Origin of the sequence: Hydrophilobacter chitinilyticus (genome assembly GCF_049860745.1) — a bacterium.
Classification (GTDB): domain Bacteria; phylum Pseudomonadota; class Gammaproteobacteria; order Burkholderiales; family Burkholderiaceae_C; genus Rhodoferax_B.
In genome coordinates this window covers 3088086-3113033 of the sequence record NZ_CP187561.1, presented here as the reverse complement: position 1 = coordinate 3113033, position 24948 = coordinate 3088086, and the positions used below count along the sequence as shown (strand labels likewise).

Below are 24948 nucleotides of genomic sequence, written 5' to 3'. Positions count from 1 at the left end.
AAAAAGGTAGCTTTTCGAGAGCATAGGCTTTGTACGGAATAAAGCCATAGGGCCGTACATGTGATCCCGCCGCCTGTGCGCAGGCCTCTTCTGCCTTACAGCTCGACCGAAGTTTTCAAAATACACCGTGAGGCGGAGGAGGAGCGCAGGTACCTGAGCAGTTTCTCAGCAAAAAATCATCGCGCGGGGCCAAACCCAAATAGTGAGCGCGTTGCCGGTTTAGGCGCGGGAGGGTCAGATGCTGCGTCTTGCCCGTTTTGAATGGCTTTAGATTCGAACGACGCGCCTTCCCTGCGAGGCCCGAGATCTAAATCATCCACCAGGCCTTGCAGATGCCACAGACCTTGTGCCATGGCTTGTTTGTAAGTGCTGGTGGGTGACGGCGCACGTTCGAATTCCATCCACGAGGTTTCACCATCTTGCTCGCAGAGGATCCACACGAACTCATTCGCGTGAGGCTCTTCAACATGAAGGGCGATGTGGCGAAGGGCATTCTGCATAAGAGCTTCGAGTTGAACGCGTATCGTAGCGCAGCGTCCAACTTGTTTTGGCTTACCGCCACTACCTGTTTTCGCCTACAGACGTCGAATCCCCGGGCTACAAGACTTGACCTGTCGCCGGGATCTCCGTGCAGGAAAGCAAATATGCCCTCTGGAAGCCGCGTTTTATGGAAAGGTGCCATCACCTTTGGCTTGGTGCACATCCCTGTCGGGTTGCACACCGCCGCCACGGAAGAGGGGATCGACTTCGACTGGCTGGACAAGCGGACCATGGACCCCGTCGGGTACAAGCGGGTGAACAAGCGCACCGGCAAAGAAATCGAACGCGAGAACATCGTCAAAGGCGTCGAGTACGAGGATGGCAAATATGTCATTGTCAGTCCCGAAGAAATCGAGGCCGTGTTTCCCAAAACCACCCAGACCATCACCATCGAGCGGTTCATCGACGCCAACGAGATGCCATTTATCTTTCTGGAGCGCCCCTATTACGTGGCCCCAGTGAACAAGAGTGACCGCGTGTATGCCCTTCTGCGTGAGACCCTCATCGCCACGGAAAAAATCGGCTTGGCCAAGGTCGTTATCGCCACGAAACAGCATTTAGCCGCTCTGGTGCCTTCAGGCCCCGCGCTTATTCTCAATCTTCTGCGCTGGGGCGACGAAGTTAAAACCTTGGACTCGCTCGACCTGCCACCGCCAGGCGCCAAAGGTTTGAACGCTGCGGAAATGAAGATGGCCAAGCAGTTGGTCGCGGAAATGTCCGGGGATTGGAATCCTGCGGATTTCAAAGATGAATTCCGCCAGCAGGTCATGAAACTGGTCGAAAAGAAAGCAAAGGCCGGCGAAACCGAGACGGTTCTGCAACCCGAAGAAGAGGCCCCAGAAGGCGCGCAGATTCTCGACCTCACCGCACTGCTGCAGCGCAGCCTCAAAGGGGGATCTAAGGCCGAGACCAAGACATCAGGCGCCCCCTCCACCAAGTCGCTTACCAAGACCGCTGCCAAAAGAGCGAGCACCAAATCCACCGCCAAGAAAACCACGCCGACGAAGAAAGCGGCTTGACGGCGCTTATCTTTTCAGTTGTTCTTTATCCACCCCCTCAGGAGTTCTCCATGGCCGACGACAAATCCAACACCGGCGGCGGCGACCGCAGCCGCATCAGTCTCAGCGAAGACTATGAAGTCCGCGACTGGGCCCGGAAATTCGGCATCACGCCCGAAGAACTCAAGGCAGCGGTTACAGCGGTGGGCAATCAATCCAAAGATGTCGAGGCCTATCTGAAGGCTCCCAAGCGGTGATGCGACGGTGACGCCGTGAGGGTCGCCACCTGGAACATCAACAATGTCGTCAAGCGGCAAGAATTGCTTGTCGATTGGTTGGATCGCACCCAACCAGATGTGGTGGCACTGCAGGAACTCAAAGCCCCAACGGCGCAGTTTCCTGTAGGAGCACTTGAGGCCGCCGGTTACCAAGCACTGGTGGTCGGGCAGCGCACTTGGAACGGCGTGGCGTTGCTTAGCCGCGGCGTGGCCCCGGTGCCGGTGCTTCAAGCCCTTCCGGGCGACCCCACCGACAAGGAGGCGCGTTACGTCGAAGCGGCCATCCAGGGCGTGCTCTTCGCCTGCCTGTACCTGCCCAATGGCAACCCGTGGCCTGGGCCTAAGTTTGACTACAAGTTGCAATGGTTCGCGCGGCTGCACCAGCGTGTCGAAGTCCTCTGGGCCTCCCGCAGCCCGGTCGTGCTGTTGGGCGACTGGAATGTCGTTCCGACCGACGCGGACATCTACAAACCGGACACCTGGCGCGACAACGCGCTGCTGCAACCCGAACCTCGCAAAGCGTTTGCCGATATCCTGGCAATGGGGTGGAGCGACGCCATCGCGCAGAGCCATCCTGCCAAAGCGCCGTTCACCTTCTGGGACTACCGGCGCAAACGCTGGGAACGTGACGCCGGCCTGCGCATCGACCACATCTTGCTGAGTGCGGGTATCAACGTCATCGATGCCGGCGTCGACCGAGACGAGCGTGGTCGTGAGAGCCCAAGCGACCACGCGCCAGTCTGGGCGGAGATTGAGCTGGTCGCCCAAACTGCCAGAGGAGGAAGACGGCGCAAGGTTCCAGTCGAGGGCCAGGCGTCAGCGACCACGGGTTACGCTACACCAGCACCTGCAAGCAAACTCGCGACCTACAACGCCAAACGCAACTTCGGCAAGACGGCTGAGCCCGTAGGGGTATCGACGCCACGCGCCAAGCAGCGTGGCACGGAAACGCACGCATTGGCGTTTGTCGTGCAGAAGCACCGCGCCTCTCATCTGCACTACGACCTCCGGTTGGAACTTGACGGCGTCATGGTCAGTTGGGCGGTGCCCAAAGGTCCGTCTTATGACCCTGCCGCCAAACAGATGGCCATGCACGTGGAAGACCATCCCATGGCGTACAACAGTTTCGAAGGCGACATTCCCAAAGGCGAATATGGCGCGGGCACGGTTATCGTATGGGACCAAGGCACCTGGGAACCGGTAGGGGACCCGCATGAAGCTTTAACCCAGGGCAAACTTATCTTCCACCTGCATGGGCAAAAGCTGGCCGGCCTGTGGGAGCTGGTGCGTATCTCCAAACCGGGCCAGAAGAAACAAGACCAGTGGATTTTCTTCAAGAAGCGCGGCGATGCCTGGGCGCGGTCGAACACCGAATACAACGTGATCACCGCACTGCCGGACAGCGTTCTCCAGACGCCCTTAGGCCTCGTCGAAGCACGCGAGACGCGCGCCATGGCCAGGTCGAGTCGCGCAGACACGGCGGCCATGTCAGCCGCACTGGCGTTGGCGACCGAGGCGCCGTTACCAGCCAGACTCGAACCACAGCTCGCCACCTTGGTGGCGTCCATTCCCAAAGGGGATTGGATTGTCGAAACCAAGTTCGACGGGTACCGGCTGCTCATCCGTATCAACGGTGACGACGTGCGCCTGTTCACGCGCAATGGCAACGACTGGACCGACAAATTGCCAGCTGTGGCCAAGGCCGTAGTGCCGTTGGGTTTGAGCACCGCGTGGCTCGATGGCGAAATCGTCGTGCTGAACGATGCCGGTGTGCCGGACTTCAACCGTTTGCAGAACGCCATCGCCAAGCCCGGTGGCGACGACATTGTGCTGTTTGTGTTCGATGTCCCGTTCCTGGGTGGTATGGATCTACGCCTCGTACCTTTGCGCGCTCGACGGCAGGTGTTGAAAGAGTTGATCGACGCGGCCTCCGGCGACCAGGTGCGGTTCAGTGAATCTTTTGAGGTCACCCCCAGCCGCCTCCTGGACGCCGCCTGCCAAATGGGCCTGGAGGGTGTCATGGTCAAGCGCGCCGATGCACCCTACACGGCGGGGCGCACGGAGACCTGGATGAAGCTGAAGTGCCAGCATCGGCAAGAGTTCGTAGTGGTAGGGTTCACCGACCGAGCGGGCACGACGAACGAAGTGGGCAGCTTGATGCTCGGCTACTTTGAAGAGGGAGCTCTGCGGTATGCCGGCGCAGTGGGAACGGGCTGGGACTCAGCGACGGGTCGGCAATTGCATGTCGCGCTCAAGAAGTTAGCGGTTGAAAAACCCGCCGTGGCGCCCGAACAGGTCGCCCCTGGCCGTTGGTCCAAGCGTAAACCGGGCACCGAACGCAGGGTCAAGCCAAAGATGGTGGTGGAGGTCGCCTTCTCCGAGTGGACGCCAGACGCGCATGTGCGGCATCCGGTGTTCCGTGGGGTTCGCAGCGACAAGCCTGCAGCTACCATCGTGCGCGAGCGCCCCCGGAATCCCTTAGTTATCCCCGACAGCCCCGCACAAAAAAAGGTTTCGTCAAGCGCCGTCGTCATCACCCATCCGGATCGTGTGATTGACCCGTCGACGGGGTTACGCAAGCTCGACCTCGTGCGTTACTACGAAAGCATCGCCGAGCGCATGTTGCCGCATCTGCGGAACCGACCAGTTTCCTTGGTACGGGCTCCGAGCGGCATCACCGGACAGCTGTTCTTTCAGAAGCACATGGAAACCCGGATGCCCGGCTTGATAGAACTCGACCCCGGGTTATGGCCCGACCACGCTCCTCTACTGGCCGTCGAGAATGCCGAAGCCCTGGTGGGTGCTGCACAGATGAATGTCATCGAGTTTCACACCTGGAACTCGCTCGCGCGTCGCATTGACCAGCCCGACCGTTTCATCCTGGACTTGGACCCAGGGGAGGGCGTGACCTGGGCGATGCTGCAGGAAGCGGCCCTCCTCACGCGCGTCATGTTGAACGAGCTCAGCTTGGAGAGCTGGTTGAAGACCAGTGGCGGCAAGGGTTTGCATGTGGTGGTGCCCATCACACCAAAACTCGCCTACTCGGAGGTCAAAGCCTTCTCGCAGGCCGTGGTCCGCCACATGGCCAAAGTCATTCCCTCCAAATTCGTCGCCATCATGGGCGGTAACAAGCGTGTTGGCAAAATCTTTATCGACTACTTGCGCAACGGGCACGGCCAGACCACCGCCTGCGCCTTCTCGGCGCGCGCCCGGCCGGGAATAGGGGTTTCGATGCCGGTGAGCTGGGAACAGCTGGGCGAGATCAAGGGTGGCGTCCATTGGACGATTGCCAATGCCAGGGACTACCTGAGTTTCGAGAAGCACGACCCGTGGCAAGACTATTGGGAAAAGCGGCAGTCTGTTCATGCAGCGATCAGGCTACTGAAAAAAGCAGGGAGCGCTTGATTGTTTGCACTCATCACATCAGCACAGTTCTCCAACTCGTTCCTCCCAGCATCGCACAATGCCACGACCACCTGTTCTCGACCGTTTTCTAGAGGCACAAGAGTTGGTACGCGTGCTTGCAGAATTGAGGGCAAAAAAGAAGACGACACACTGGATGTGGTTTGTCTCTCCGCAGCTTAGAGGATTGGGCCATAGTGAGATGGTCACGCGCTATGCCATACAGTCCCGAACCGAAGCGGTGGCCTAACTTTGAGCATCTCATTCTGGGCACACGCCTGAACTATTGTTGCTGCATGACAAAGTTTCGGCGCTCGACATGCTGGGGGCGCCCGATGTCCTCAAGCTGCGATCAAGCATGACGCTATTCGGCGAGGTCGGCAGGGAGAACGACATATTTAGCGAAGTCCTCGTCCGGGATTTTGACGGTACAAGGGACGGGCTTATGCTAAAACTTTTAACCGTTCAACGTACTGGTGCATCACGGTAACGCATATATAGCTCTCCATTTTGGACGCCTTGATTTTTAAAGGCCAAAATATACGAGGGACTCGCACGACATTGACCCAGCGTCATTCCCTACACAAATTGTCTCTGAGAGTGACGACACTGATGAAGAGCGCACCATATGGCCTGAAGAGTCAACCTCCTGGGTCATAAGTGAGAGAGCTCACCGTCCAAGAAGTTGAAGATGACCCTCACCGCTCTACTGCACGGTTTGCACCGCATGGCACGCTGGTTTGCCCGAACGTCGGTGAGAGAGGTCGGCGACGTCAGGCGGGCCAAGTTGCTTACGCTCAAGGAACCCGTCTATGTGACCTTGCTGTGCTTTATTTGGACTGTCACCGCTGCCGCTTTTCTTTGGTTTTTATCGTCTGAAGATTGGGGCCTTCTTTGGATAGCCGCTGAATGCATCCTTTGCTGGTTGCGGCTACAACTCAGCCGCGAGATTGAGTTTGCCGAACGTTGGCATCGACGTTTACCTGCAGCAAGTGTATTTGTCGTGCACTCCGTTTGGTTTGGCGTCAACGCGGTCGGGGCGTTTGTGGTTGTGAGCCAACTGGACATTCGGCTTTTGCTGATCGGCACGATCATCCCCATCGGATTTTGTGGTTATGTGGCTTCGCGATGGCGAGCATTCCCGCGCTACGCCGCAGTGTTCATCTTCGTCCTGTGTGCTGGTTTATTTTTGGGCTTGTCGGGCTCACCTTTCTCGGGTGCTTCCGATGTCGCTTGGTTGGTACCCTCTGGAGCTCTGGCATTTCACTTGCTCACCCGGGCTAATCACTCCGCCTTGTTGGCCTCCTTGAACATCCGGCAAGAGTACAAGCGCTTGTCTCTTCACGATCCTTTAACCGGTCTGCCCAACAGGTTGATGCTGGTCAAACAATTGCAAAGGCTGTTTGAATTGCAGGAAGCAAAAGCCCAACAGAGCAGCTTCGCGGTCATGTATTTGGATCTCGACGCATTCAAGGCTGTCAATGACCGTCTCGGGCACGCCGCAGGCGACTTACTGCTTAAAAGTGTCGGCCGCAGATTGCGTGATGCCGTCCGCATGCAGGACATGGTGTGTCGCGTCGGCGGCGACGAATTTGTCGTGCTACTGCCAGCCATTTATGGCAGTGAGCTGACACGCGTCTCCAATCGCATTTTGCAGCTGATCAGCCAGCCACACGAGCTGGATGACAACGGGACAGTGACCGTAGAAGCAAGCATCGGTATCGCGATTGCGCCTGCGCATGCGAAAAATGCGGACGACATCTTGTCAGCCGCGGACACGGCTCTTTATGGCGCGAAGCGAGCGGGTAAAGGCCAATGGCTCGTGTTTCGGAGTGCCGGAGCTTGATATCGATCTTTTGGATTGCAAAGGTTGTGTTCTGGTAATGCCGCATCTGCTGAGGTTTCAGAGAGCCCATCTTTCAATGAGGCCACCGCCCTGCATATCGCTCACCAACTTTCGTTTGGGATATCGCTGAGCTGTCTGTCCAGTAGAGGGCAGCGCCGGGTCGCCGAACCAAGCCCCCTTCTCACAGTGACATTCTTCAAAATTAATCGATCTTGACGGCAACCTGCCATCAGTGCGCGCGCACTGGGGGGCAATCACGTCCGATTGCCCTTAAAAGGCAATTTCGATGGACCCGGTCCGACCATCGACAAATAAATTCTCCGAAAACCTAGCTCTTTACCATCCCTAAGGATGGTGTTAGGATGGGCCATGGCTGAAATTAACCCAATACTGCCCAAAGCCCGCACCGGTGATGCCGAAAAAATCACCATCAATTTGGGCTATGTCGACTTAGGGCACATCGATCTGTTGGTGTCCGAAAGCTTCTACGCCAACCGCACCGATTTCATCCGTACGGCGATTCGCGCGCAGTTGGCCAGCCATACAGACTCCTTGAAGCAGGCCGTCGCCCGCAAGATGCTGGTGCTCGGCATGCACCACTTCTCGGCGCAGGATTTAGAGGCGGTCCGTGCGGCAGGGCAGAAACTGGAAATCCGTGTTCTAGGCCTCGCCACGATTGCGGCGGACGTGTCGCCTGAGTTGGCCTTGGCCAGCATCCAATCCGTGACCGTGCTCGGTGCACTGCACGCCCCCCATGCGGTCAAGGCAGCGTTGGCTGGCCGTATCTTTTGATTCCATAGAAAGACCACCATGCATACGCTTTTCCGCTCCCTGATGACCGAAGCCACCCACTTGACGCGCAGGGGGCAACTGCAGGCAGCCACGGAGGCGATCCAACGCGCGCTGGGCAAAGGCACGTCTCCCTTGTTCGGCGCGGAAGACACAGCCACCACAACGTCTCGAGGCCATGGTGGTTTCACGGAAAAAGAAGGCATCGTCCTGGACGGCCTGACGCGCGTGGTCCACGAAGAAGAGATGGCCGCAACCCCGCGCAAAACAACGCATGTAGCAGCACGCCCGCAGACAGAGCAGTGGGTGGATGGCGAGTTCACCCACCAGGGGCGGACGCTACGCTACAAGCTCTATCTTCCGCCCACGCCCTCGGGCGAAGCCGCCAGCCCCAGGCCGAATCCCAAGCCCATGGTCATGATGTTGCACGGGTGCACGCAGGATGCGGCGGACTTTGCGGCGGGCACCCAAATGAACACCTTAGCGCGTGACCTGGGTGTCGTGGTGCTCTACCCAGAGCAAGCCCAACGTGCCAACGCGCAAAAGTGCTGGAACTGGTTCAAGCCGCAACACCAGGAACGCGGACGCGGCGAGCCCGCTTTCCTGGCAGCGCTGGCAATGTCGGTTGCAGCGCAGCACGACGTCGACCCGCAGAAGATGTATGTGGCCGGGCTCTCCGCTGGTGGCGCCATGGCGGACATCGTAGGGTGCTGTTACCCTGATGTGTTTGCCGCCGTGGGCGTGCATTCAGGTTTGCCCACGGGTGCGGCGAGCGACGTGGTGTCGGCACTCGCGGTGATGCGCAGCGGAGCTCCGGCGCGTGCCGCACGTGCTGGTGCACTGGTGCCGCCCACAATTGTTTTTCATGGGGATGCCGACAGCACGGTGCACGTCCAGAATGGCGAGGCGGTGGTCAACGCCGCCCGTGCAGCGCACCAGCGCACATCTGCGGGCGGGGCATCTACCCAAAGCCATGCAGGACGCTCGCCGGGCGGGCAACGCTACACCCGCCATGTCGACTCAGACGCTGCGGGAAAGATCTGCACTGAATATTGGCAACTGCATGGCGCAGGCCACGCCTGGTCAGGTGGCAGCCCCAAAGGGAGTTACACCCACGCCGCCGGCGTAGATGCCAGTGCAGAAATGCTGAGGTTCTTCCTGGCTCATGCGCTGTGACGGGGGCATAGGACCCATAGTTCACTTCTATCGAACTAGTGGGAGAATCGGTTGCAGTCCCATGCTCACTTGGGTCTGTTTCAGGAGTCAGTGCTATGCCACCAGAATCTTCTCTTCAAGCCCTTAGGGATGCCATCTTCAAAGAGCAGGCTGCGCTTGCCGTGATGGACCAGCTGTATTGCGATTTGGTCGTCAAAATGCTGAACTACCAAGCTGGTAAAGGGGTGGCTCCCACGGTGGAGGAGTTTGCTGAATGGCGTGTCAGCGTCGACCAGCGCATTGAATTTTCTAGGCTTAGAGGCTTAATTTAAACAGAGGGACTCGCCTTGATCAGCGTGCCCCCGTAGTTCAACCCAGATGATTTTTGAATCGTGTCTGCGCTTTCTTCGCTCAGACGAGTAACATAAGAGATAGCGCTACTCCCTACCTTCTGACAACGAAACGCAAAGGTCGAAGAAATCATCCAATTCAGTCGACTTGTCGAAGACGGAGTCTGCACCCAGTGCAACGCAATTTCGCCGCATGTCTGCCGTAGCATAGTTCGTAAGAACAACGACTTTCTGATTTTGCCTACGGTTCTTGCAGGCGCTGATCACCTCCATTCCGGAACCTTGCCGCAGAAAGAGGTCGACGATGGCAAGCTGCCAAGCAGCTGAATATTGGGTCAAAGCCTCCCTGGCCCCTATCGCTGTTTCCGCGAAGGCAATAACCTCTATGTCGGCCAGTTCGGCCATCGCGGGAATAAGGGTGTCCCGTATGGTCTGACTGTATTCCACCAAGATGGCTTTAAGTGTCATAGTGCGGGTGCAAAAAATAAAGGGGTGCGGTGGCCAAGTGTTCGACTTTTAACGGGGCCTGCATGAGGTTACTGCTTAGGACTTCGAGAAAATGTAGGAGAACTGGCCCATCCTTAGCGACGCAAGAAGTACATGCGTGTGATCCCTTGCGACGTCTCGGCGTCGGTCCCGGTGTATAGGAGTTGCGAAGAATATGTCCTATTCTCCAAGGCCCTCAGGTGACGAACCAAAACCACCGGCTCCAAAGTACGTGACACCCACCCATCTTGTAGGCGTATTGCCGGTAGGCTTTAATTACCTTTACGGCAGATGGTCTGGAACGCGCTTGAACTGTGACCGTTCATTGTCGCCACTGCTACGTCAGCGGCTGGTTCCTTCTAAAATTTCTGAAATAGCGTGGCAAGCCACTTGGGTGAGTGGTGCCGAACATCAGCACCAATTTCGGTGGTAAACGCTCAATACTCTTGGGCACCCTCGCGATGTTGACCGTAGCGACTGACGCTGCGAGCATCGGTCTGAAGCAGGTAGTCACTAAGATCGACGACTCCTCCAGTCCTGAATCTACTGTCCAGTTCAGCCATGACGGCTGGCTGCTGCGGGCGGGAACAAACATCAGCACACGGTCAACGGTAGCGTCAGCCAAGGCCAACTTTGACGCCGTGATTTCTGCATGGCGCAATCCTGGGGAAGCTTGCCTTCCTAGCTCTACCATCGCGTCGGAGGAGTCCTTCCGAAGCACATGCCAAGCAGCCTGCGCGGCTGATCTTGACGCATAACCTTCCATAGCAACTTCCCGTAATCACGATGGAAGCACTTCGCTCCACGCTGTGCTCTAGCAGCGCTAAATTTAACGGGCGGTGAAAGTCTTGTCGCTCGCCACTTCATTCCCATACTCGAGGTACGGGTGAGGGCTGGCCATGTGGCAGTCTCCAAAGCATGGCGTCAGGATCGACAAGGCTAGTTAATCTCAGCCACGGAAAGCAACATCAAAACGAGATGCTCGTTACATCACTTTTGAGAAACCAAAATGATTGGGGGTCAGTCACTACGCGGGGGTGGCCGAAAGACTGACATTGAAGCAAAGGCGCAGTGACACACTTTGGCTTAAGCGCTTTGACCAAAGAAACAAAAGCGCGGTTTTCAGACCTGCTTCCGTCAAGCAATTTTGCAGAGTGGGTCGTTCATTGGAGAAAGCCATGCCTGAATGCACCAAGACCCTAGAAGAGGGTGATCTCTTCATCAAATGCTACGTCAAGCAACTGCTCAGCGGCAAGTGGTCCGCTTGGGCGACGTTCGAACAATTGACCGCACCTTTGAGCTCCCTCGCAGAACGTGAAACGCGCTGCAACATCTCCGCGCATTTCGACAGCCGAGAGCTTGCAGCGCAAGCTTGCACGCACATGGCCCTAATAATGGCGAGGGAACATCACGTGGTCTTCGAATGAAGATTCATGTGGAAAGCCACCAAACAGCCTCCCGCTGCACCTTCATAGTCTCCGATTGGTTTGACTCGAACATCGTAGTGATTTCACAAGCAAAGGATTACCTATGCTGGCCATCATCGTCCCTGCACACAACGAAGAGGATTACCTCGGCGCATGTTTAGCCTCCTTAGAAGTTGCGGCCCGAGATCCTGAGCTGTTCCATGAGCCAGTTTTAATCATTGTGGTGTTGGACAGCTGTACAGATGCGACTGAAAGCATTGCGCGCAGCTGGAATGCCACCACTGTCACGATCTCCGCGCAAAATGTGGGCCTCGCCCGCAGGGAGGGGGCGGAGGTTGCACTAAGCTACGGCGCCCGGTGGTTGGCTTTCACAGATGCGGACTCGACCGTAGCTGACGATTGGTTGTCGGTTCAGCTGGGGTTAAACGCAGACGCGGTGTGCGGCACAGTTTCGGTGTCCGACTGGGAAGCTTATGGGGACGCCATGGGCGCGCATTTCGCGGCCACCTATAACCCTCAAGACAATCATCGCCACATTCACGGCGCCAACCTCGGCGTGAGTGCAGAGGCCTACATGAGGACAGGAGGCTTTCAGGCATTGACCTCCTCAGAAGATGTAGCACTGGTCAAAGAACTCGAAGCAACGGGTGCCCTGATTGCTTGGTCTGGCCTACCCTTAGTCGTCACGAGCGCAAGAGCTCAGTACAAGGCACCCCATGGATTTGGTGCCACTTTGCAGCATATTGCGCTCACAGCCCAAAGTAATGCAGTCGGGGACTTGTGAGACTTCTCGCCCAAGGCTCCGAAGCCATGCGCAAGACGGAGGGTGCCTGGGCAAGAAACGGGTTACCCCACACGCGCTAGGGCTTATCTCGTTGGTTTTTGCCTCGCCTTTGTTGATAGAGCGTCATGATGGGCGTTGCGGAGATGCCATGCAAAACCACAGAACTCGCTACGGTGAGCAGCACGATTTGAAAGAAATCGTGGCTGAGCTGACCGCCTTGCAACCCATGCGTGATCGCGAAAGCTGCGTAGTACATAGAACCTACGCCGCGTATGCCCATCCAAGCACCAATTCGGCGTTGCGCCGGACTCCAGTCACTGCGCCAAGTTGTGGTGAACACTGAGACAGGACGTATCACCAACAAAAGGCTGGCTGCGACGGCGCCGTTAGACCAAGTGAACATCTCGGGCGTCAAGAGGCTACCTATCACCAACATGGCCGCCATCTCGGCAAACTTCTCCAGATCCTCCGCGAAGTTCAATGCGATCTTCGTCACCTCCGTTTCCACGGCCAGCTCCTCGACATCGGCCGAACTATCCCTTGAGGCTGTGACTGGACCTATGGCTGCCTTTTGCTCAACATTGCGCATTCCCAATCCTGCGACGAACACTGCCAGAAATCCGTTCACCCCTGCATGGATCGAAATTCCGTAGGTGGCGGCGATGAGTCCGAGCGCCAGAAAGCTTTCCATCCCAACGGTTAACCCATTCCGCTTCCGTAGCGCGATGACGGCACGCGTAAAGCCAGCGCCACAGAGCCAGCCAATGCCAAGGCCTCCGGCAATGGCCCATAGGACGTCCTTTATGACCCAGGTCAACCCTACAGGACCCACTTCATGGTGCCCTAACAAGCCTAAAGCCAGCATCACAAACGGAAAGGCCGCGCCATCGTTGAGCCCTCCCTCCGCAGTAAGGCCGAACCGTAGTGCATCTCGATCTTCTCCGTGGCTGATTTGAACCTCAGATGCCAGCACGGGATCAGTGGGTGCAAGCACTGCACCGATGAGCAAAGCCATGCCAACAGACCAGCCGAGCGCCCATGCCACCGCCGAGGTCAGCAAGATGGTGATCAACATGGCCACGCTCGCCAGAAGTAGTGGAACCCGCCATGGAGCCCGGGAGGCCCTTACCGGCAACTTGAGACCGACGGCAAACAGCGAAATCAGCACAACGACCTCGGTCAGACGCTCGAGCAAATGTGCGTCGTCAGGTTGTTCAAGCTGTAGCGCAATCACATCCAGGCCCAGTGGCCCCGCGGCAGCGCCGAGCAACATGTAAATCGCAGCTGCACTGAACGGAATTCTCTGCAGGAGGCTGTCGGAAACCGACATGATCAGCAGCAGTAGGCCGATGAAAAGACACCAATTGGCAAATTGCACGGTCGGATATTCCTGTTCGCCCGAACGGGGCAGTAGGCGCCTTGCGCCTGGTGGTCATCACCGCCGAAACGCCCGATTCAGCAAGTCCTCACAGAACGTCTTCGATTTCACAGGCAAGTCAGTGAGATGGTGGTTTTTTGAGCACGCTGATGCAGCCGTCGGTCTCCAAAAATGCGCACTGCATATCGGAAAGCTTGCAATCGGCTTCCCTCAGAGCTTGCTCCAGATCAGCCTCCGGCACCCGTTGTGCTTTTAGAACTTTGGAAAAGACCTGACCGTCCTTACCAATGAGAATTGGAATACCTTCAACCCATCGCTGTGCGGTTTGGCTTCTTGACGTGACCCAGGCAGCACACACATTAAGACCAATCAACACCGAAGCGCTGAGCAAGCCTCCGAACAGTGATTCTTCGCCACCGGACAGAGCGTTGGAGACGGCCTCACTCAGAAGCATGACCACCAGCAAGTCAAAAGGGGTGAACTGGCCGACAGTGCGTCGGCCGGAGACCCTGATCAGCAGGAGCAAAGCTGCATAAACCACGCTGGCCCTGAGAACCAGCTCCCACCATGGAACGGTGAGGGTCAACATGAGTCTGCCAAGAATTTAAGCGGTGGCCATGTGCTCTTCAAGCAGCTCTGCTTTCCGCGCTTCCAAGTCATCCCGCATCGCAACCAGATCCAGCTTTCTGTTGGATCGCGCCTTGGGGAACATTTCGTTGCGCTCCTCTTTAACGTGGTGGTCAATGTACTCACCTAAAACTTTGACCTTTGCGTCAAATTCTTCAGTGACTTCCTCGGTGGCCAGAATTTGGGCGATGAGGTCTCTGGCGCTTTGGTGTTCGATCTCGGCTTCCGCCAGAAGATCGGTTTCCTTAAAGGTTGCACGCAGGGCAGGGTAGAAAATTTCTTCCTCGATCTGGGTGTGGACGGTCAATTCTTGGCAGATTTCGCGGGACAGGTCCAGGCGACTTTGTCCGGCATTGCGGGAACGCGACTGCGTGAGGGCCTCATATTCTTTGAACATCTTCTTCACGGCGCGATGGTCGGCGTCGAGCAAGTCGCAGGCATCTTTTTGGCGTGGGCTGGTGGGCATGATGATTTCCTAAGTTGTGAAGTGGGGAAATCATGATGAGTTCAGTCGCATCACTCGCTGTGTAGGAAATACAGACGTTTGACAGTCAGGCGCGCTACATGCGGTTCTTCCAATAGCGTTACCCGCGCGCACCATGCATCCCGTAATGGAGGTCTACGCTTCGCCAATCCTCATCCGTGAGGTGGGTCGCTTTTTCCTCTTCGAACCTTGGGGCATCTTCCAGATGGCTCTTGGTCAACGGCACCAGGTAGCCATTGAGCGTGTCGACGTGCATCATCAGCCGCCAGGGGATCGCATAACGACGATTGCCTATGCCAAAGAAACCACCAAACTCCATCACCGCATACCGGATCAAACCGGTGCGCTTGTCAATTTTTAGACTTTCGATGGCGCCTAACTTGTCGCCACTATCGTCAAACACCGCGGTGCCTCTTACACGGCGGGAGGAGATCAGCGGTGGTGGGGGGTGCATGTCGCTCATAGTTGATTCGTACGGTTTAGCAAACACAACTGTGTCAGCCTCAAGGGTTGACGCGGATAATTTTGGGAGCTCGTCCCCGCTAAGCCATGGCAAGGCAGACTAAGGCGGAAACGAGCTCGAAGCGCGTTCAGACCTGGGGCGGATCGGTCTCCCGCTCAGGGTGACGGTGCTTGGCAATTCCCGCAATGAAAGCCTCAATCGCAGCAGGCGCTGAGTGTTGTGCGATCAGAACGCCTTCATCTGCATCGCCAGACGGAAGTACAGCGGAGACTCCGGCTGCCGTCAGCAAGGCTTCAGAGGCCCCTAGTGCCAAGATTGTTTTGCCATGCCGGTATTGGTCTTTGATGAACTCCATGGTGTGTCCATCTTTGGCCAGCGCCGCCACGCCTTCGTCGCCGTCTGGCAGCACCAAAGCGTCGAACAAAAAGCCGGGTTCGTTCTCCATGGAAGCGTCCGCATTCAGGGTATCCCCCTCAACGGAAGATACGGGGCCAATGCGCACGCCAACGAAGCGCGGCACAGCGCCATGCTCTGTGAGCGCGGCATGGATGTCGATCAGCGAGCTGTTGATGACGCCCGGCGCCACCAAGATCGCAACTTTGCGCGCGTCAATAGAGCCATCTCCGGGCCGCGCTGTCAGCGATAGACTTGGTGCCACACTGACTTCTGGCGCTTCGGGCGTTGCCAGCGCACGAGGCAAGGGCGCAGGCAATGGACTCATGCCAATGCCCTCGGCGACCTGTTGCGCCAGGCTTTCCGAAGCGTTGCGCAGGGAAGCCACCATCCGTTCGCGAATCGCCGGTATCGTCACTTTGCTGAGCTCAAAACGAAAAGCCGCCGCGATGTGCGCTTGTTCTACAGGCGTTTGACTCTCAAAAAACAGCGTCGCCTGGGTGTAGTGATCTGCAAACTTCTCGGGCTTACCTCTGACCTTAGCTTGTTCGTCCTGTGCCTGCTGCCGCGCCGGCACACTGACAAAACCTTGCGCAGCCCCAGCCTGGAATGGGCAGCCGCCCGCCATCGAATTGGGTTCGTAGTTCACACGGCCGCGGTGGATCGCCTGCCGGTGCATGCCGTCGCGTTGATTGTTGTGTACCGGTGCGATGGGGGCATTGATCGGGATTTCGTGGAAATTGGGCCCGCCGAGACGGCTGATCTGGGTATCGACGTAAGAGTGGATCCGTCCTGCCAACAAGGGATCGTTTGAAAAGTCGATCCCGGGCACCACATGCGCCGTACAAAATGCCACCTGCTCGGTTTCAGCAAAAAAGTTGTCGGGGTTGCGGTTCAACACCATCCGGCCGACCGGTGTAATGGGCACCAGCTCTTCGGGAATCAACTTGGTGGCGTCCAGGATGTCAAAGCTGAACCGCTCAGCCTGCTCCTCCGTGAAGATCTGGAATCCAAGTTCCCATTCGGGGTACACACCGCTTTCGATGCGCTCCCAGAGGTCGCGACGGTGGTAGTCCGGATCTGCACCTGAAATTTTCACCGCTTCGTCCCACACCAGGGACTGCGTACCGTACTTGGGGTTCCAGTGAAACTTCACAAAGACGGACTTGCCTTCGTCGTTGACCAAGCGAAAGCTGTGGACGCCAAAACCCTGCATGGTGGCGTAGCTGCGCGGGATGGCGCGATCCGACATCACCCACATGAGCATGTGGGTCGACTCTGGCATCAGCGACACAAAGTCCCAGAACGTGTCGTGAGCGCTGGCCGCCTGCGGCATCTGGTGGTGGGGCTCCGGTTTCACGGCGTGAACCAGATCGGGAAACTTCATGGCGTCTTGGACAAAAAACACCGGCATGTTGTTGCCCACCAGATCCCAGTTGCCTTCGTCGGTGTAGAACTTCACCGCAAAGCCTCGGACATCGCGTGCCGTGTCTTTGGAGCCGCGCTCTCCCTGCACCGTGGAGAACCGCACAAACACCGGTGTAATCTTGCCAGCTTCTTTGAAGGGCGCAGCCTTGGTGAACTCGGTCATCGGTTCATAACACTCGAAATAACCATGGGCGCCGGACCCGCGTGCGTGCACGATGCGCTCTGGAATGCGTTCATGGTCGAAGTGCGTCAGTTTCTCGCGCAGGATGAAGTCTTCCAGTAGCACCGGACCGCGCAACCCGGCTTTCAAGGAGTTTTGGTTATCTGCGATGGCCACGCCTTGATTGGTCGTCAGCACCTGTCCGCCGGAATCCACGCGCACACGGTCCAGCGGCTCGATCGTCGAGTTCATACCCGTCGGCGCAAAGCTACCCGTCTTTTCGGTGCTGTTGTCTTCCGTGAGTGTGCTGCCAGTGGGCAACCGTGAGAGTGGTTCCACGGGACTACCTGGCCGAGGCGAGAGGGCGTTTTCAAAGCCATGTTCGCTGGCTTTGAGGGAGTTGAAAGGCGTGCCGGAGACGAGCGCTTGAACCTGCGCTGCTTTTTCTGCAGCCACGTCGGGAACCTCACCTGGACCAGGGCCATCGGAGGGACCACTGTCGGTGTTTCGCGCGGCGCTCTTCGCGAGCGCGTTGGCAAACTCTTTATCTTGGGGCGGAGGCGTTTTAGGCATGGCGTGGAACCTTATGAGAGGGTGGGTGAAACCTCATGCAAGATAGTTCCTCTCCGCTGAAGCAACGTAGGACGCTGCCCTGCAAGCTTGTGGTAGACCCCCCGTTACTGATGGTCGGCGCTTTTTGACTAGCGTCACTGTCCTACCCTAAGTCGTCATCAACCGCCGGTGTGCGCTCGAGGTGGCCCACCTAGAGTGACAGCTCCTTCACACAACCGGGACACTCCATGAAAGCTCTGACTTACCACGGCTCGAAAGATGTGCGCGTAGAGACGGTAGCCGACCCGGTTCTCGTCGCAGACGACGACATCATTTTGCAAGTCACTGCGACGGCGATTTGCGGCTCAGATCTGCACATCTACCGCGGAAAGATTCCTGAGATGAAGAACGGCGACATCCTGGGCCATGAGTTCATGGGCGTGGTGGTCGACACCGGCTCGGGTGTGACAAATCTTGGAAAGGGCGATAGGGTAGTGATCCCCTTTGTAATCGCCTGTGGGGATTGCTTTTATTGCAACAAAACCCTGTTCGGTGCCTGCGAGACCACCAACACCGGCCGAGGCGCCATCATCAACAAGAAGACGGCGACGCCAGGCGCGGGGCTCTTTGGCTACAGCCACCTCTACGGTGGCTATGCGGGTGGCCAAGCTGAGTTGGTGCGCGTGCCCAAGGCCAATGTAGGCCCCATCAAAATCCCTAACGTCTTGGCGGACGAACAGGTGCTGTTTCTCTCCGACATTTTGCCGACCGGCTACCAGGCCGCCTTGAATGCACAGTTGGGACCGGGCTCGTCGGTCGCAATCTTTGGCGCCGGTCCGGTCGGACTCATGTCTGCGCTGTCTGCGCGCTTCCTGGGTGCGGAAAAGATCTTCATGGTCGACCACAACGATTACCGCCTTGGTTTTGCCGAGGAAACCTACGGGGTGATCCCGATCAACTTTGATGAAGACGATGACCCGGCACGTACTATCTTGGAGGCCACCAACTTCCATGGTGTCGATGCGACCATCGACGCTGTCGGCTTCGAAGCGAAAGGTAGTGCTTTGGAAACAGCGCTGACGGCCATGAAGCTGGAGGGATCAAGTGGCAAAGCCTTGCGCCAATGTATTGCAGCCACTCGGCGGGGAGGTGTAGTCAGCGTGCCCGGTGTCTATGCAGGATTTATACACGGCTTTCTGTTCGGGGACGCATTTGATAAAGGTCTCACCTTCAAGATGGGCCAGACGCATGTGCAGCGCTATTTGCCAGAACTGCTCGCTTTCATCGGTGAGGGCAGGATGAAGCCGGAGGTCATCATTTCTCACCGCATGTCACTTGCCCAAGCGGCACAGGGTTACAAAATATTTGATGGTAAAGAAGACCAATGCCGCAAGGTCGTGCTGACGCCTTGAGCCTTGAGACTTACCAGGTAAACGGTGGCTTCAACCCTTGCCATATCCTGCTGGTTAACTGGCCTCTCCTGAGTGGCCCACCCTAAGAAATCTCGCATCCATTTCTAGAGGGGCAGGTGTGTCGCTTAACGCAGGGTGCGTGGCGATACACAGACTGGTCATCGACGTTGTCGTGCTTTCTTGGTTTGAATCTCAGTCGAGGTAAAAAATCTGAGCGTTTGCTTTTTCCCCCGTGGTGCCCAGCGTCGATCGTTAGATGTCCGGTTTACCTTCGACGGTATTGGTTTGTCTGCTTTTGAATTCATTCTCGAAAGCGTCCTCTCCTGAAGCGACTTCGTTTGCAAGCTTATCCTGTGAGGTAGCGGCGGGAACCTGTTCGGATGTTGCGCCGGTGCTTCTCGCGTTCGCGTCTTGCACCATGCCGTATTGGCCAAAACGTTTGGTCTGTTCATCGAGTTCCGGCCGGTATCCGGTACGCGGTTCGCCATGGTCAACACCAATCGGGCTAGGCGCCGCCTTGGTTCCTTGCGCTTGCTGATGAGTGGCGTCCTTGAGTGGTTGCATTTTTGTATCTCGTGGATCTGTTGCGTTTGTCATGTTGTGCACCTTCTGGTTGGCGAGGAAAAATACCGATCACGTGCGACGTCTACGGCGTAAGTCGAATTTTTTGCACGAGGGTGGCTGCGATACCGTTATTTATAGGCGCCGCAGACAGCATCTTTGTAGGCCACAACAGCGTCCTGGCGTGGATGTTGTGCTTGTCCGTCGATAAGCGCTGGCTCCGCTATTCGACACTCGCGTTGCGTGTCGATCTTCGTGCAATTTGCTATCACTCAATCGTGACAAGGCGAGCTTGGGTCTCTATGTGGGTGCGGTCGCACACGTAAGCGAGTGCTTGACAGACATGGACTATGAACCCCTTGGAACACACTGCTCGATGAATGGTTGAGCCGTCGGCACGTAATCGATTCCATCCCAATTTCTCGCAAGGTGCCGCTTTCATGAAGATCCAACTCGGCTTTGAGATTGCCTATCAGCTCACTCAGCCCACACCGATGATGTTGACGCTGAACATACATTACTCGCGCGCCAATGATCTGGTGTGGCCTGATCACCTGCTCACGAACCCATCAGTGGCCACTTCCGCCTATCGTGACCGTTTCGGCAACTGGTGCACCCGTTTGGTGGCGCCGCCGGGCCGCTTTGTATTAATCTCCGACACCGTGATTCGGGATTCGGGTGAGCCTGATAAAGTGGTGCCGTACGCCATGCAGACGGCGGTCGAGAATTTGCCTGAGTCGACCTTGGTCTACTTGTTGGGCAGCCGATACTGCGAGACGGATCTCCTGTCCGACTTTGCGTGGGCGCAATTCGGCTCGGGGCCGAGCGGTTGGGGCCGTGTGCAGGCCGTGTGTGATTTTGTGCACCAGCACATTGCGTTCGGCTACCACCATGCTCGGCCGACGCGTTCAGCCTTTGAAGCCTTCAACGAAGGTCATGGGGTCTGCAGAGACTATGCGCATCTGGCAGTTGCCTTGTGCCGATGTCTCAACATACCGGCCCGTTACTGCACCGGATACCTCCCCGACATCGGTGTCCCCCATTCAGCCATTCCGATGGATTTCTCCGCCTGGTTCGAGGCATTCCTCGACGGCGATTGGTACACGTTTGATGCTCGTCACAATAGCCTGCGGATAGGCCGTGTGCTGATGGCGAGGGGGCGCGATGCCAGTGATGTGGCGTTGTCAAATACCTTTGGTCCCAGCCAGTTGGATGGGTTCAAGGTCTGGTGCGACGAAGTGTCATAACTGTTTGTTCGGCACCTGACGGAGCTTTACGCCTCGCTGCTGGCTCATAAGAATGAGTCTTTGATCAGGTTGTCCATTTCAATGCTCAACGCATCCGCCAGTTGCTCCTGTCTTTCGCACGCAATCAGCTCCTGATCGGTTGGTCCGGTACCTTGTCCCGCTAAGGAAAGCTGTAAGTTTCGGGTGGCGGCAGCGCGTAGAGTTCTGGCGGCCTGATGTGCACACTTCCATTTGCCACGCAATGTGGCCCACGTCTGAAAACTCGGATCGGCATAGGTCATAGCCCCTCCATGTAGTAGTAACTGTTGTTTGCGTCAGTCTGTCGGCGCTTTATTGCCTAAATCGACTTGGGCGGTCTCAGATTGCGATGGCTTGAGGACGAGTGGTTTGCGAACCTCCACTTCGCTCCAGTGGGCGTACTCGTTGACGCACACGATGGCGAACGCAGCCAAAGCTAGAGGCAACCCAATCCATAGAGGGAAAAGCGTGACCGAGATGGGGGCAATAAAAACACAAAGAAGGGTGGGAACGTGTGTGTGAAGTCCCCGTTGCTGGAGAGCAGGTTTTTGCATCAGGGTCACCTAGTTGGCTTCGTTCGCATACGGTACCGACAATACCCCTTAACCACCCTGCGCTACGCTAACTATGGCAGGCACAACCCAAAAGTAAAGCAGCAAACGTATGCGAATGTATCGACAGTGCGCCGGCGACCTGCCATGACTAACCTATAGGTTTAGCGGCTATCGAACGCTAAAGACGCCAATTTGGATCGTCCTCGACGTCGCTGCCGAACTTGAGATAGACGAAAAATCGCATGCCGGCTTGTAGATAGGTTTCCCCTGTCATGTTGGAGAAACCCGCGGGCGTCGGCGCGTGGCCAGCACTGTAATAGCCAGTACCCGGATGTATTGCGGGATTAGGCTCTGTTTTCATCACAAAGATGCCAGCGTCGTCGAGTAACTGACCTCCCGTGTTCCAGTCGCTGGACGGCTGATAACTGTCGCAAGTCGTCTGCAAAATGCCGACCTCGTCCCCGCTGACATTCACGTGCCACCACCAGATGTCTTTTTCGTCCAGATACTTGGTCCAGCCGTGGCAACGCGCCACCCAGTCATCCAGCAAATGGCCCTTCAAATCTGTCACTTTCATTTTGGTCATACCTCAAGCAGAAGGCATTTGTGAAAGGGTAGGGAGGTGCTGCCTGTATGTGCGTTTGGCTGGGCTCGCGGCATGACCTGTTTGTACAGGCCCCTCGGCATGCTCAGGTTGGCTTGACGAGGGGCGCCGCACGCCGAGTAAGATGAAGTTCATGGAGCGGGAGTTGCAACATTGGCCCAGGAACCTCGGGCGTGTTTGGGTGCGTTACTGCTGACGGCACTGACTAGGTCGGTTGTCAGCAACACGCCTCCCGACACGACAATCGCCAACCCTGCTGCGCGCTTGGCCCAGCGCAAAAGTCTGCGTTGTCGAATTTGTAAGACATCTTGGATCACTGAGTAGCACATAGAGCCTCCGGTGCGGAATGTATTCAACGGTGACAGGAAGCCCGGTCTTTCCATTCGACAGGCCGGGCGTTTAAAACTAAGCCAATGCGCTGCTCATGACCAAGTCACCGTTCATGCCCACAGGGAAGAAACCGCCCTTGGACACCGAACCGCTGTTGAGGTAAACGATGTTCAAGACATCACCAGGTGAACGGCTGTAGGCAATGCCATCAGCATCCAGCGGCACGATGTTGGAGGCACCGTTGCTGCCAGTGATGCCTTGGTCGACATCGGTGTTGCCGTCGAGTGAATCGCGGGCGTTGGAGATCGCATCTGCCGCCGTGCGCAGTACTGGGGTCGCCAAGCCTTTGGAGTACAGCACCGTGCGCACCAAACCCGCGTGGTAGGCCTCTGCCGACAAAATGCCGGCGGCAGCCTCAAGGTAGGTTTTGTTGGTGATCAGCGGGGCTGCGCCCTTGTAGGCGGTGACGCCCACGTCTTCAAAGATGAAGGCGCCAAGCAGAAAGTTTTCATCGCTGGCGTAGGGGTCGAAGGCCACGCCCGGCCCCACCAAACCGGCTGCGCGTGCTGCGGTGGAGAAGGCGCCATTCGGGTCGGTGCCGCCCACGTCGATCTGCGGCTGGGCCACGGCGGCGCTGCCCAAGGCCTTGCGCAAAAACGCCACGTGGGCAATCTCATCCAGCGCAATTTCTTTGGCGTACTGCGCCACCACCGGGTCGCTGAAGATGACGGCATGCCCACCCACCACGCTACCTTGTGTGCCCGTACCGGTGAGCATGTTGGCGGGTAGGCCCGTACCAAACACGGCGTATTGGTAGAACTGCGCCTCCAGGTATTCGAGGTTCAACGCAAAGTTCAAAATCTCCACATCGGTGGGCCCTGTGGTTTGCTGTGCAAAGACGCTGTCGCCACCGCCGCCGCACGCGGTGAGGATCATGCCCCCCACCATGCCTGCGCCAATGGCGCTGCCTTTTCTGAAGAACTGTCGCCGGTCTTCCAACTTCTTGGCCCGGGTTTGCAGCATATCGATCAACTTGGATTCTGTAGACATGGTGACTCCTTGAGTGCCGCGACAACGTACGGCGGGTGACAACACAAGAGACCTACAGGGTGGTTTGCGAATGTTTAGACCCGTGCCGCACCCTTCCACTACCCACCTCTTTCAAGGAAGGATCTCGGGCCCAAGTGCATCATTCGCAGTCGGCGCTGTGGAGCAAGTTTGTCAGGCGCTGCACACATCGTTGTCAGCTTCTGCGCCACACACGCGTAGTGCTGAAGTGCCACAAACTTGAAAGTTCTAAAAGTCTTTGGCAAGCCTGTGAATACTTTTAAAGTCTGGGAAATGCCATGCACTCATTGGCGACTGCCTACTCGTCTGCTCTGCGGAACTCACTCAAGGCGCAATACCACCTTCTCATGGGTTTTGCGCCTACGCTTTGACACCCTCCCTCCTTCGTAATACTTGTGAGCACTCTCGCCCAATCCAAGGAGATTCCATGCGTCACTATTCATTCCGCTTTAAGCCACTCATCGCAGCACTCGCTTCCTGTGCAGTGGTGGGGGCCGCCATGGCAACTGATGACAAGGAGCCAGGTAAGGTTTCAACCGCTATCGCAAAGGCCACCGCATCCGTTCGAGCAGACGCTGACATGAAGGCTGTCCTCGACGCTCACGCTGCGATGAAGCCAAAGGCTATTGAAAAACTGACACCAGCCGAAGCTCGTGTTCAACCCACGCCCAGCGATGCTGTGAATGCGGTGCTGAAAGCCAAAGGCATGAGCATCGACCCAACACAGTTGGTTCCAGGCGTCAGCACAGCTGACATTACCGTGGATGGGGCTTTAGGCAAATTGCCCTCCACGGTCTACACACCAGACGGCGCCGGCCCGTTTCCCGTGGTGGTTTACTTCCACGGCGGCGGATGGGTCATTGCCGATCGGAAGGTCTATGACGGCGGCGCACGTGGGATTGCCAAGCAAGCCAACGCAATCGTGATCTCCGTGGATTATCGACAAGCCCCAGAGAACAAGTTCCCGGCTGCCTGGGACGACGCACTGGCGGCCTATAAGTGGGCTCTTGCGAATGCGGCCTCGCTAAAAGGCGATCCGAAAAAGGTAGCTCTGGCAGGGGAGAGCGCGGGCGGCAATCTTGCCGTAGCGACGGCCATCGCCGCTCGCGATGCCAACCTGCAGCAGCCCACCCACGTCCTGGCGGTTTACCCCGTGGCCCAGACAAGCCTCAACACCGAATCATATTTGGAGAACGCTTTGGCGAAACCCTTGAATCGCGCGATGGTGGCATGGTTCGTTCAACACCTGACGACGTCTAAGGAAGAGCTTCAAGATCCGCGCTTGAATCTGATTGCAGCGAAACTGGAGGGACTTCCTCCTGTCACGATCATCAATGCCCGGATTGATCCCTTGCGTTCCGATGGTGCAAAACTCGAAGATGCACTGAAGAAAGCCAACGTATCGGTGGAGCGTAAAGAAATGGCCGGCGTGACGCATGAATTCTTTGGCATGGCGGCGGTCGTTCAAAAGTCAAAAGATGCGCAGGCTTATGCTGGTCAGCGTCTTCAGCAAGCTTTTGCCTCGAAACCACTTTGAACGGTTAGGAAAGAGCGCTTGCACCTGGGCGGGGAATTGGCTGTAGCGGTAGTGAATTTTTCGGGTTGCCTCAGGGG

At 57.0% G+C, this 24948-nt stretch carries 23 protein-coding genes and 1 pseudogene; 13 read left to right on the top strand and 11 right to left on the bottom strand.

The features are described 5' to 3' along the window. Nucleotides 1-176: 176 nt before the first annotated feature. Nucleotides 177-500, bottom strand: a complete 324-nt coding sequence (locus ACPWMG_RS13685) for a hypothetical protein (protein WP_483300041.1) — start codon at nt 498-500, stop codon at nt 177-179. A gap of 144 nt (nt 501-644) precedes the next feature. On the opposite strand from ACPWMG_RS13685, the gene ku reads away from it, so the two are divergent. From ku to ACPWMG_RS13645, 8 genes and pseudogenes are all read left to right on the top strand, one after another. Then, on the top strand, nt 645-1559 hold the full coding sequence (gene ku / locus ACPWMG_RS13680; RefSeq protein ID WP_483300040.1) for a non-homologous end joining protein Ku: 915 nt from the start codon (nt 645-647) through the stop codon (nt 1557-1559). Nucleotides 1560-1609: 50 nt separating this feature from the next. Beyond that, a complete protein-coding gene (locus ACPWMG_RS13675; protein ID WP_483300039.1) occupies nt 1610-1795 on the top strand; it encodes a DUF3606 domain-containing protein in 186 nt (61 codons plus the stop codon). A gap of 15 nt (nt 1796-1810) precedes the next feature. After that, nucleotides 1811-5221, top strand: coding sequence for a DNA ligase D (ligD, locus tag ACPWMG_RS13670; protein WP_483300038.1), 3411 nt, complete (start codon nt 1811-1813; stop codon nt 5219-5221). A gap of 58 nt (nt 5222-5279) precedes the next feature. Then, nucleotides 5280-5708: pseudogene (locus tag ACPWMG_RS13665) on the top strand (DUF1810 domain-containing protein). Nucleotides 5709-5909: 201 nt separating this feature from the next. Further along, nucleotides 5910-7064, top strand: coding sequence for a diguanylate cyclase domain-containing protein (locus ACPWMG_RS13660; protein WP_483300037.1), 1155 nt, complete (start codon nt 5910-5912; stop codon nt 7062-7064). A gap of 369 nt (nt 7065-7433) precedes the next feature. After that, nucleotides 7434-7856 carry a CopG family transcriptional regulator gene (locus ACPWMG_RS13655; RefSeq protein ID WP_483300036.1) on the top strand — a complete coding sequence of 141 codons (423 nt, stop codon included), beginning with the start codon at nt 7434-7436 and terminating at the stop codon, nt 7854-7856. Nucleotides 7857-7874: 18 nt separating this feature from the next. Further along, on the top strand, nt 7875-9029 hold the full coding sequence (locus ACPWMG_RS13650; RefSeq protein WP_483300035.1) for an extracellular catalytic domain type 1 short-chain-length polyhydroxyalkanoate depolymerase: 1155 nt from the start codon (nt 7875-7877) through the stop codon (nt 9027-9029). 95 nt (nt 9030-9124) lie between these two features. Next, entirely contained in the window at nt 9125-9340 is a 216-nt protein-coding gene (locus ACPWMG_RS13645) for a hypothetical protein (RefSeq protein ID WP_483300034.1), read from the top strand. Nucleotides 9341-9445: 105 nt separating this feature from the next. Here the strand turns inward: ACPWMG_RS13645 and ACPWMG_RS13640 are convergent, their stop codons facing one another. Beyond that, nucleotides 9446-9826 (bottom strand): response regulator, encoded by a 381-nt coding sequence (locus ACPWMG_RS13640; protein WP_483300033.1) that lies wholly within the window; start codon nt 9824-9826, stop codon nt 9446-9448. A 1196-nt stretch (nt 9827-11022) separates the two neighbouring features. Between ACPWMG_RS13640 and ACPWMG_RS13635 the strand changes: the two genes are divergently transcribed. After that, a complete protein-coding gene (locus ACPWMG_RS13635; protein WP_483300032.1) occupies nt 11023-11271 on the top strand; it encodes a hypothetical protein in 249 nt (82 codons plus the stop codon). A 103-nt stretch (nt 11272-11374) separates the two neighbouring features. Beyond that, on the top strand, nt 11375-12055 hold the full coding sequence (locus ACPWMG_RS13630; RefSeq protein ID WP_483300031.1) for a glycosyltransferase family 2 protein: 681 nt from the start codon (nt 11375-11377) through the stop codon (nt 12053-12055). Nucleotides 12056-12131: 76 nt separating this feature from the next. On the opposite strand, the gene ACPWMG_RS13625 is transcribed toward ACPWMG_RS13630, so the two are convergent. The 5 genes from ACPWMG_RS13625 to ACPWMG_RS13605 all read right to left on the bottom strand — a co-directional run bounded on the left by ACPWMG_RS13625 (nt 12132) and on the right by ACPWMG_RS13605 (nt 17561). After that, nucleotides 12132-13433: a cation:proton antiporter gene (locus ACPWMG_RS13625; RefSeq protein WP_483300030.1), complete on the bottom strand. Its 1302-nt coding sequence runs from the start codon at nt 13431-13433 to the stop codon at nt 12132-12134. Between the two features lie 118 nt (nt 13434-13551). Continuing rightward, nucleotides 13552-14022 (bottom strand): DUF421 domain-containing protein, encoded by a 471-nt coding sequence (locus ACPWMG_RS13620; RefSeq protein WP_483300029.1) that lies wholly within the window; start codon nt 14020-14022, stop codon nt 13552-13554. A gap of 15 nt (nt 14023-14037) precedes the next feature. Further along, nucleotides 14038-14526, bottom strand: coding sequence for a hemerythrin domain-containing protein (locus ACPWMG_RS13615; protein WP_483300028.1), 489 nt, complete (start codon nt 14524-14526; stop codon nt 14038-14040). Nucleotides 14527-14644: 118 nt separating this feature from the next. Continuing rightward, entirely contained in the window at nt 14645-15007 is a 363-nt protein-coding gene (locus tag ACPWMG_RS13610; RefSeq protein WP_483300027.1) for a PRC-barrel domain-containing protein, read from the bottom strand. A gap of 127 nt (nt 15008-15134) precedes the next feature. Further along, the gene (locus ACPWMG_RS13605) at nt 15135-17561 is read right to left on the bottom strand and encodes a catalase (protein ID WP_483300026.1); all 2427 of its coding nucleotides are present in this window, start codon (nt 17559-17561) and stop codon (nt 15135-15137) included. A 227-nt stretch (nt 17562-17788) separates the two neighbouring features. Between ACPWMG_RS13605 and ACPWMG_RS13600 the strand changes: the two genes are divergently transcribed. Further along, nucleotides 17789-18952: a zinc-dependent alcohol dehydrogenase gene (locus tag ACPWMG_RS13600; protein ID WP_483300025.1), complete on the top strand. Its 1164-nt coding sequence runs from the start codon at nt 17789-17791 to the stop codon at nt 18950-18952. A 252-nt stretch (nt 18953-19204) separates the two neighbouring features. Here ACPWMG_RS13600 and ACPWMG_RS13595 read toward each other — a convergent pair whose 3' ends face one another. Then, complete coding sequence (locus ACPWMG_RS13595) at nt 19205-19549, bottom strand: hypothetical protein (protein WP_483300024.1); 345 nt, start codon at nt 19547-19549, stop codon at nt 19205-19207. Nucleotides 19550-19953: 404 nt separating this feature from the next. Here ACPWMG_RS13595 and ACPWMG_RS13590 point away from each other — a divergent pair, with 404 nt between their 5' ends. Continuing rightward, complete coding sequence (locus ACPWMG_RS13590) at nt 19954-20760, top strand: transglutaminase-like domain-containing protein (protein WP_483300023.1); 807 nt, start codon at nt 19954-19956, stop codon at nt 20758-20760. Between the two features lie 44 nt (nt 20761-20804). Here ACPWMG_RS13590 and ACPWMG_RS13585 read toward each other — a convergent pair whose 3' ends face one another. The 3 genes from ACPWMG_RS13585 to ACPWMG_RS13575 all read right to left on the bottom strand — a co-directional run bounded on the left by ACPWMG_RS13585 (nt 20805) and on the right by ACPWMG_RS13575 (nt 23316). Beyond that, nucleotides 20805-21041 carry a hypothetical protein gene (locus tag ACPWMG_RS13585; RefSeq protein ID WP_483300022.1) on the bottom strand — a complete coding sequence of 79 codons (237 nt, stop codon included), beginning with the start codon at nt 21039-21041 and terminating at the stop codon, nt 20805-20807. A gap of 469 nt (nt 21042-21510) precedes the next feature. Next, a complete protein-coding gene (locus tag ACPWMG_RS13580; protein WP_483300021.1) occupies nt 21511-21909 on the bottom strand; it encodes a phage protein NinX family protein in 399 nt (132 codons plus the stop codon). A gap of 432 nt (nt 21910-22341) precedes the next feature. Continuing rightward, complete coding sequence (locus ACPWMG_RS13575) at nt 22342-23316, bottom strand: ferritin-like domain-containing protein (RefSeq protein ID WP_483300020.1); 975 nt, start codon at nt 23314-23316, stop codon at nt 22342-22344. Nucleotides 23317-23761: 445 nt separating this feature from the next. Here ACPWMG_RS13575 and ACPWMG_RS13570 point away from each other — a divergent pair, with 445 nt between their 5' ends. Further along, nucleotides 23762-24871 (top strand): alpha/beta hydrolase, encoded by a 1110-nt coding sequence (locus ACPWMG_RS13570; RefSeq protein WP_483300019.1) that lies wholly within the window; start codon nt 23762-23764, stop codon nt 24869-24871. Nucleotides 24872-24948 lie beyond the last annotated feature (77 nt).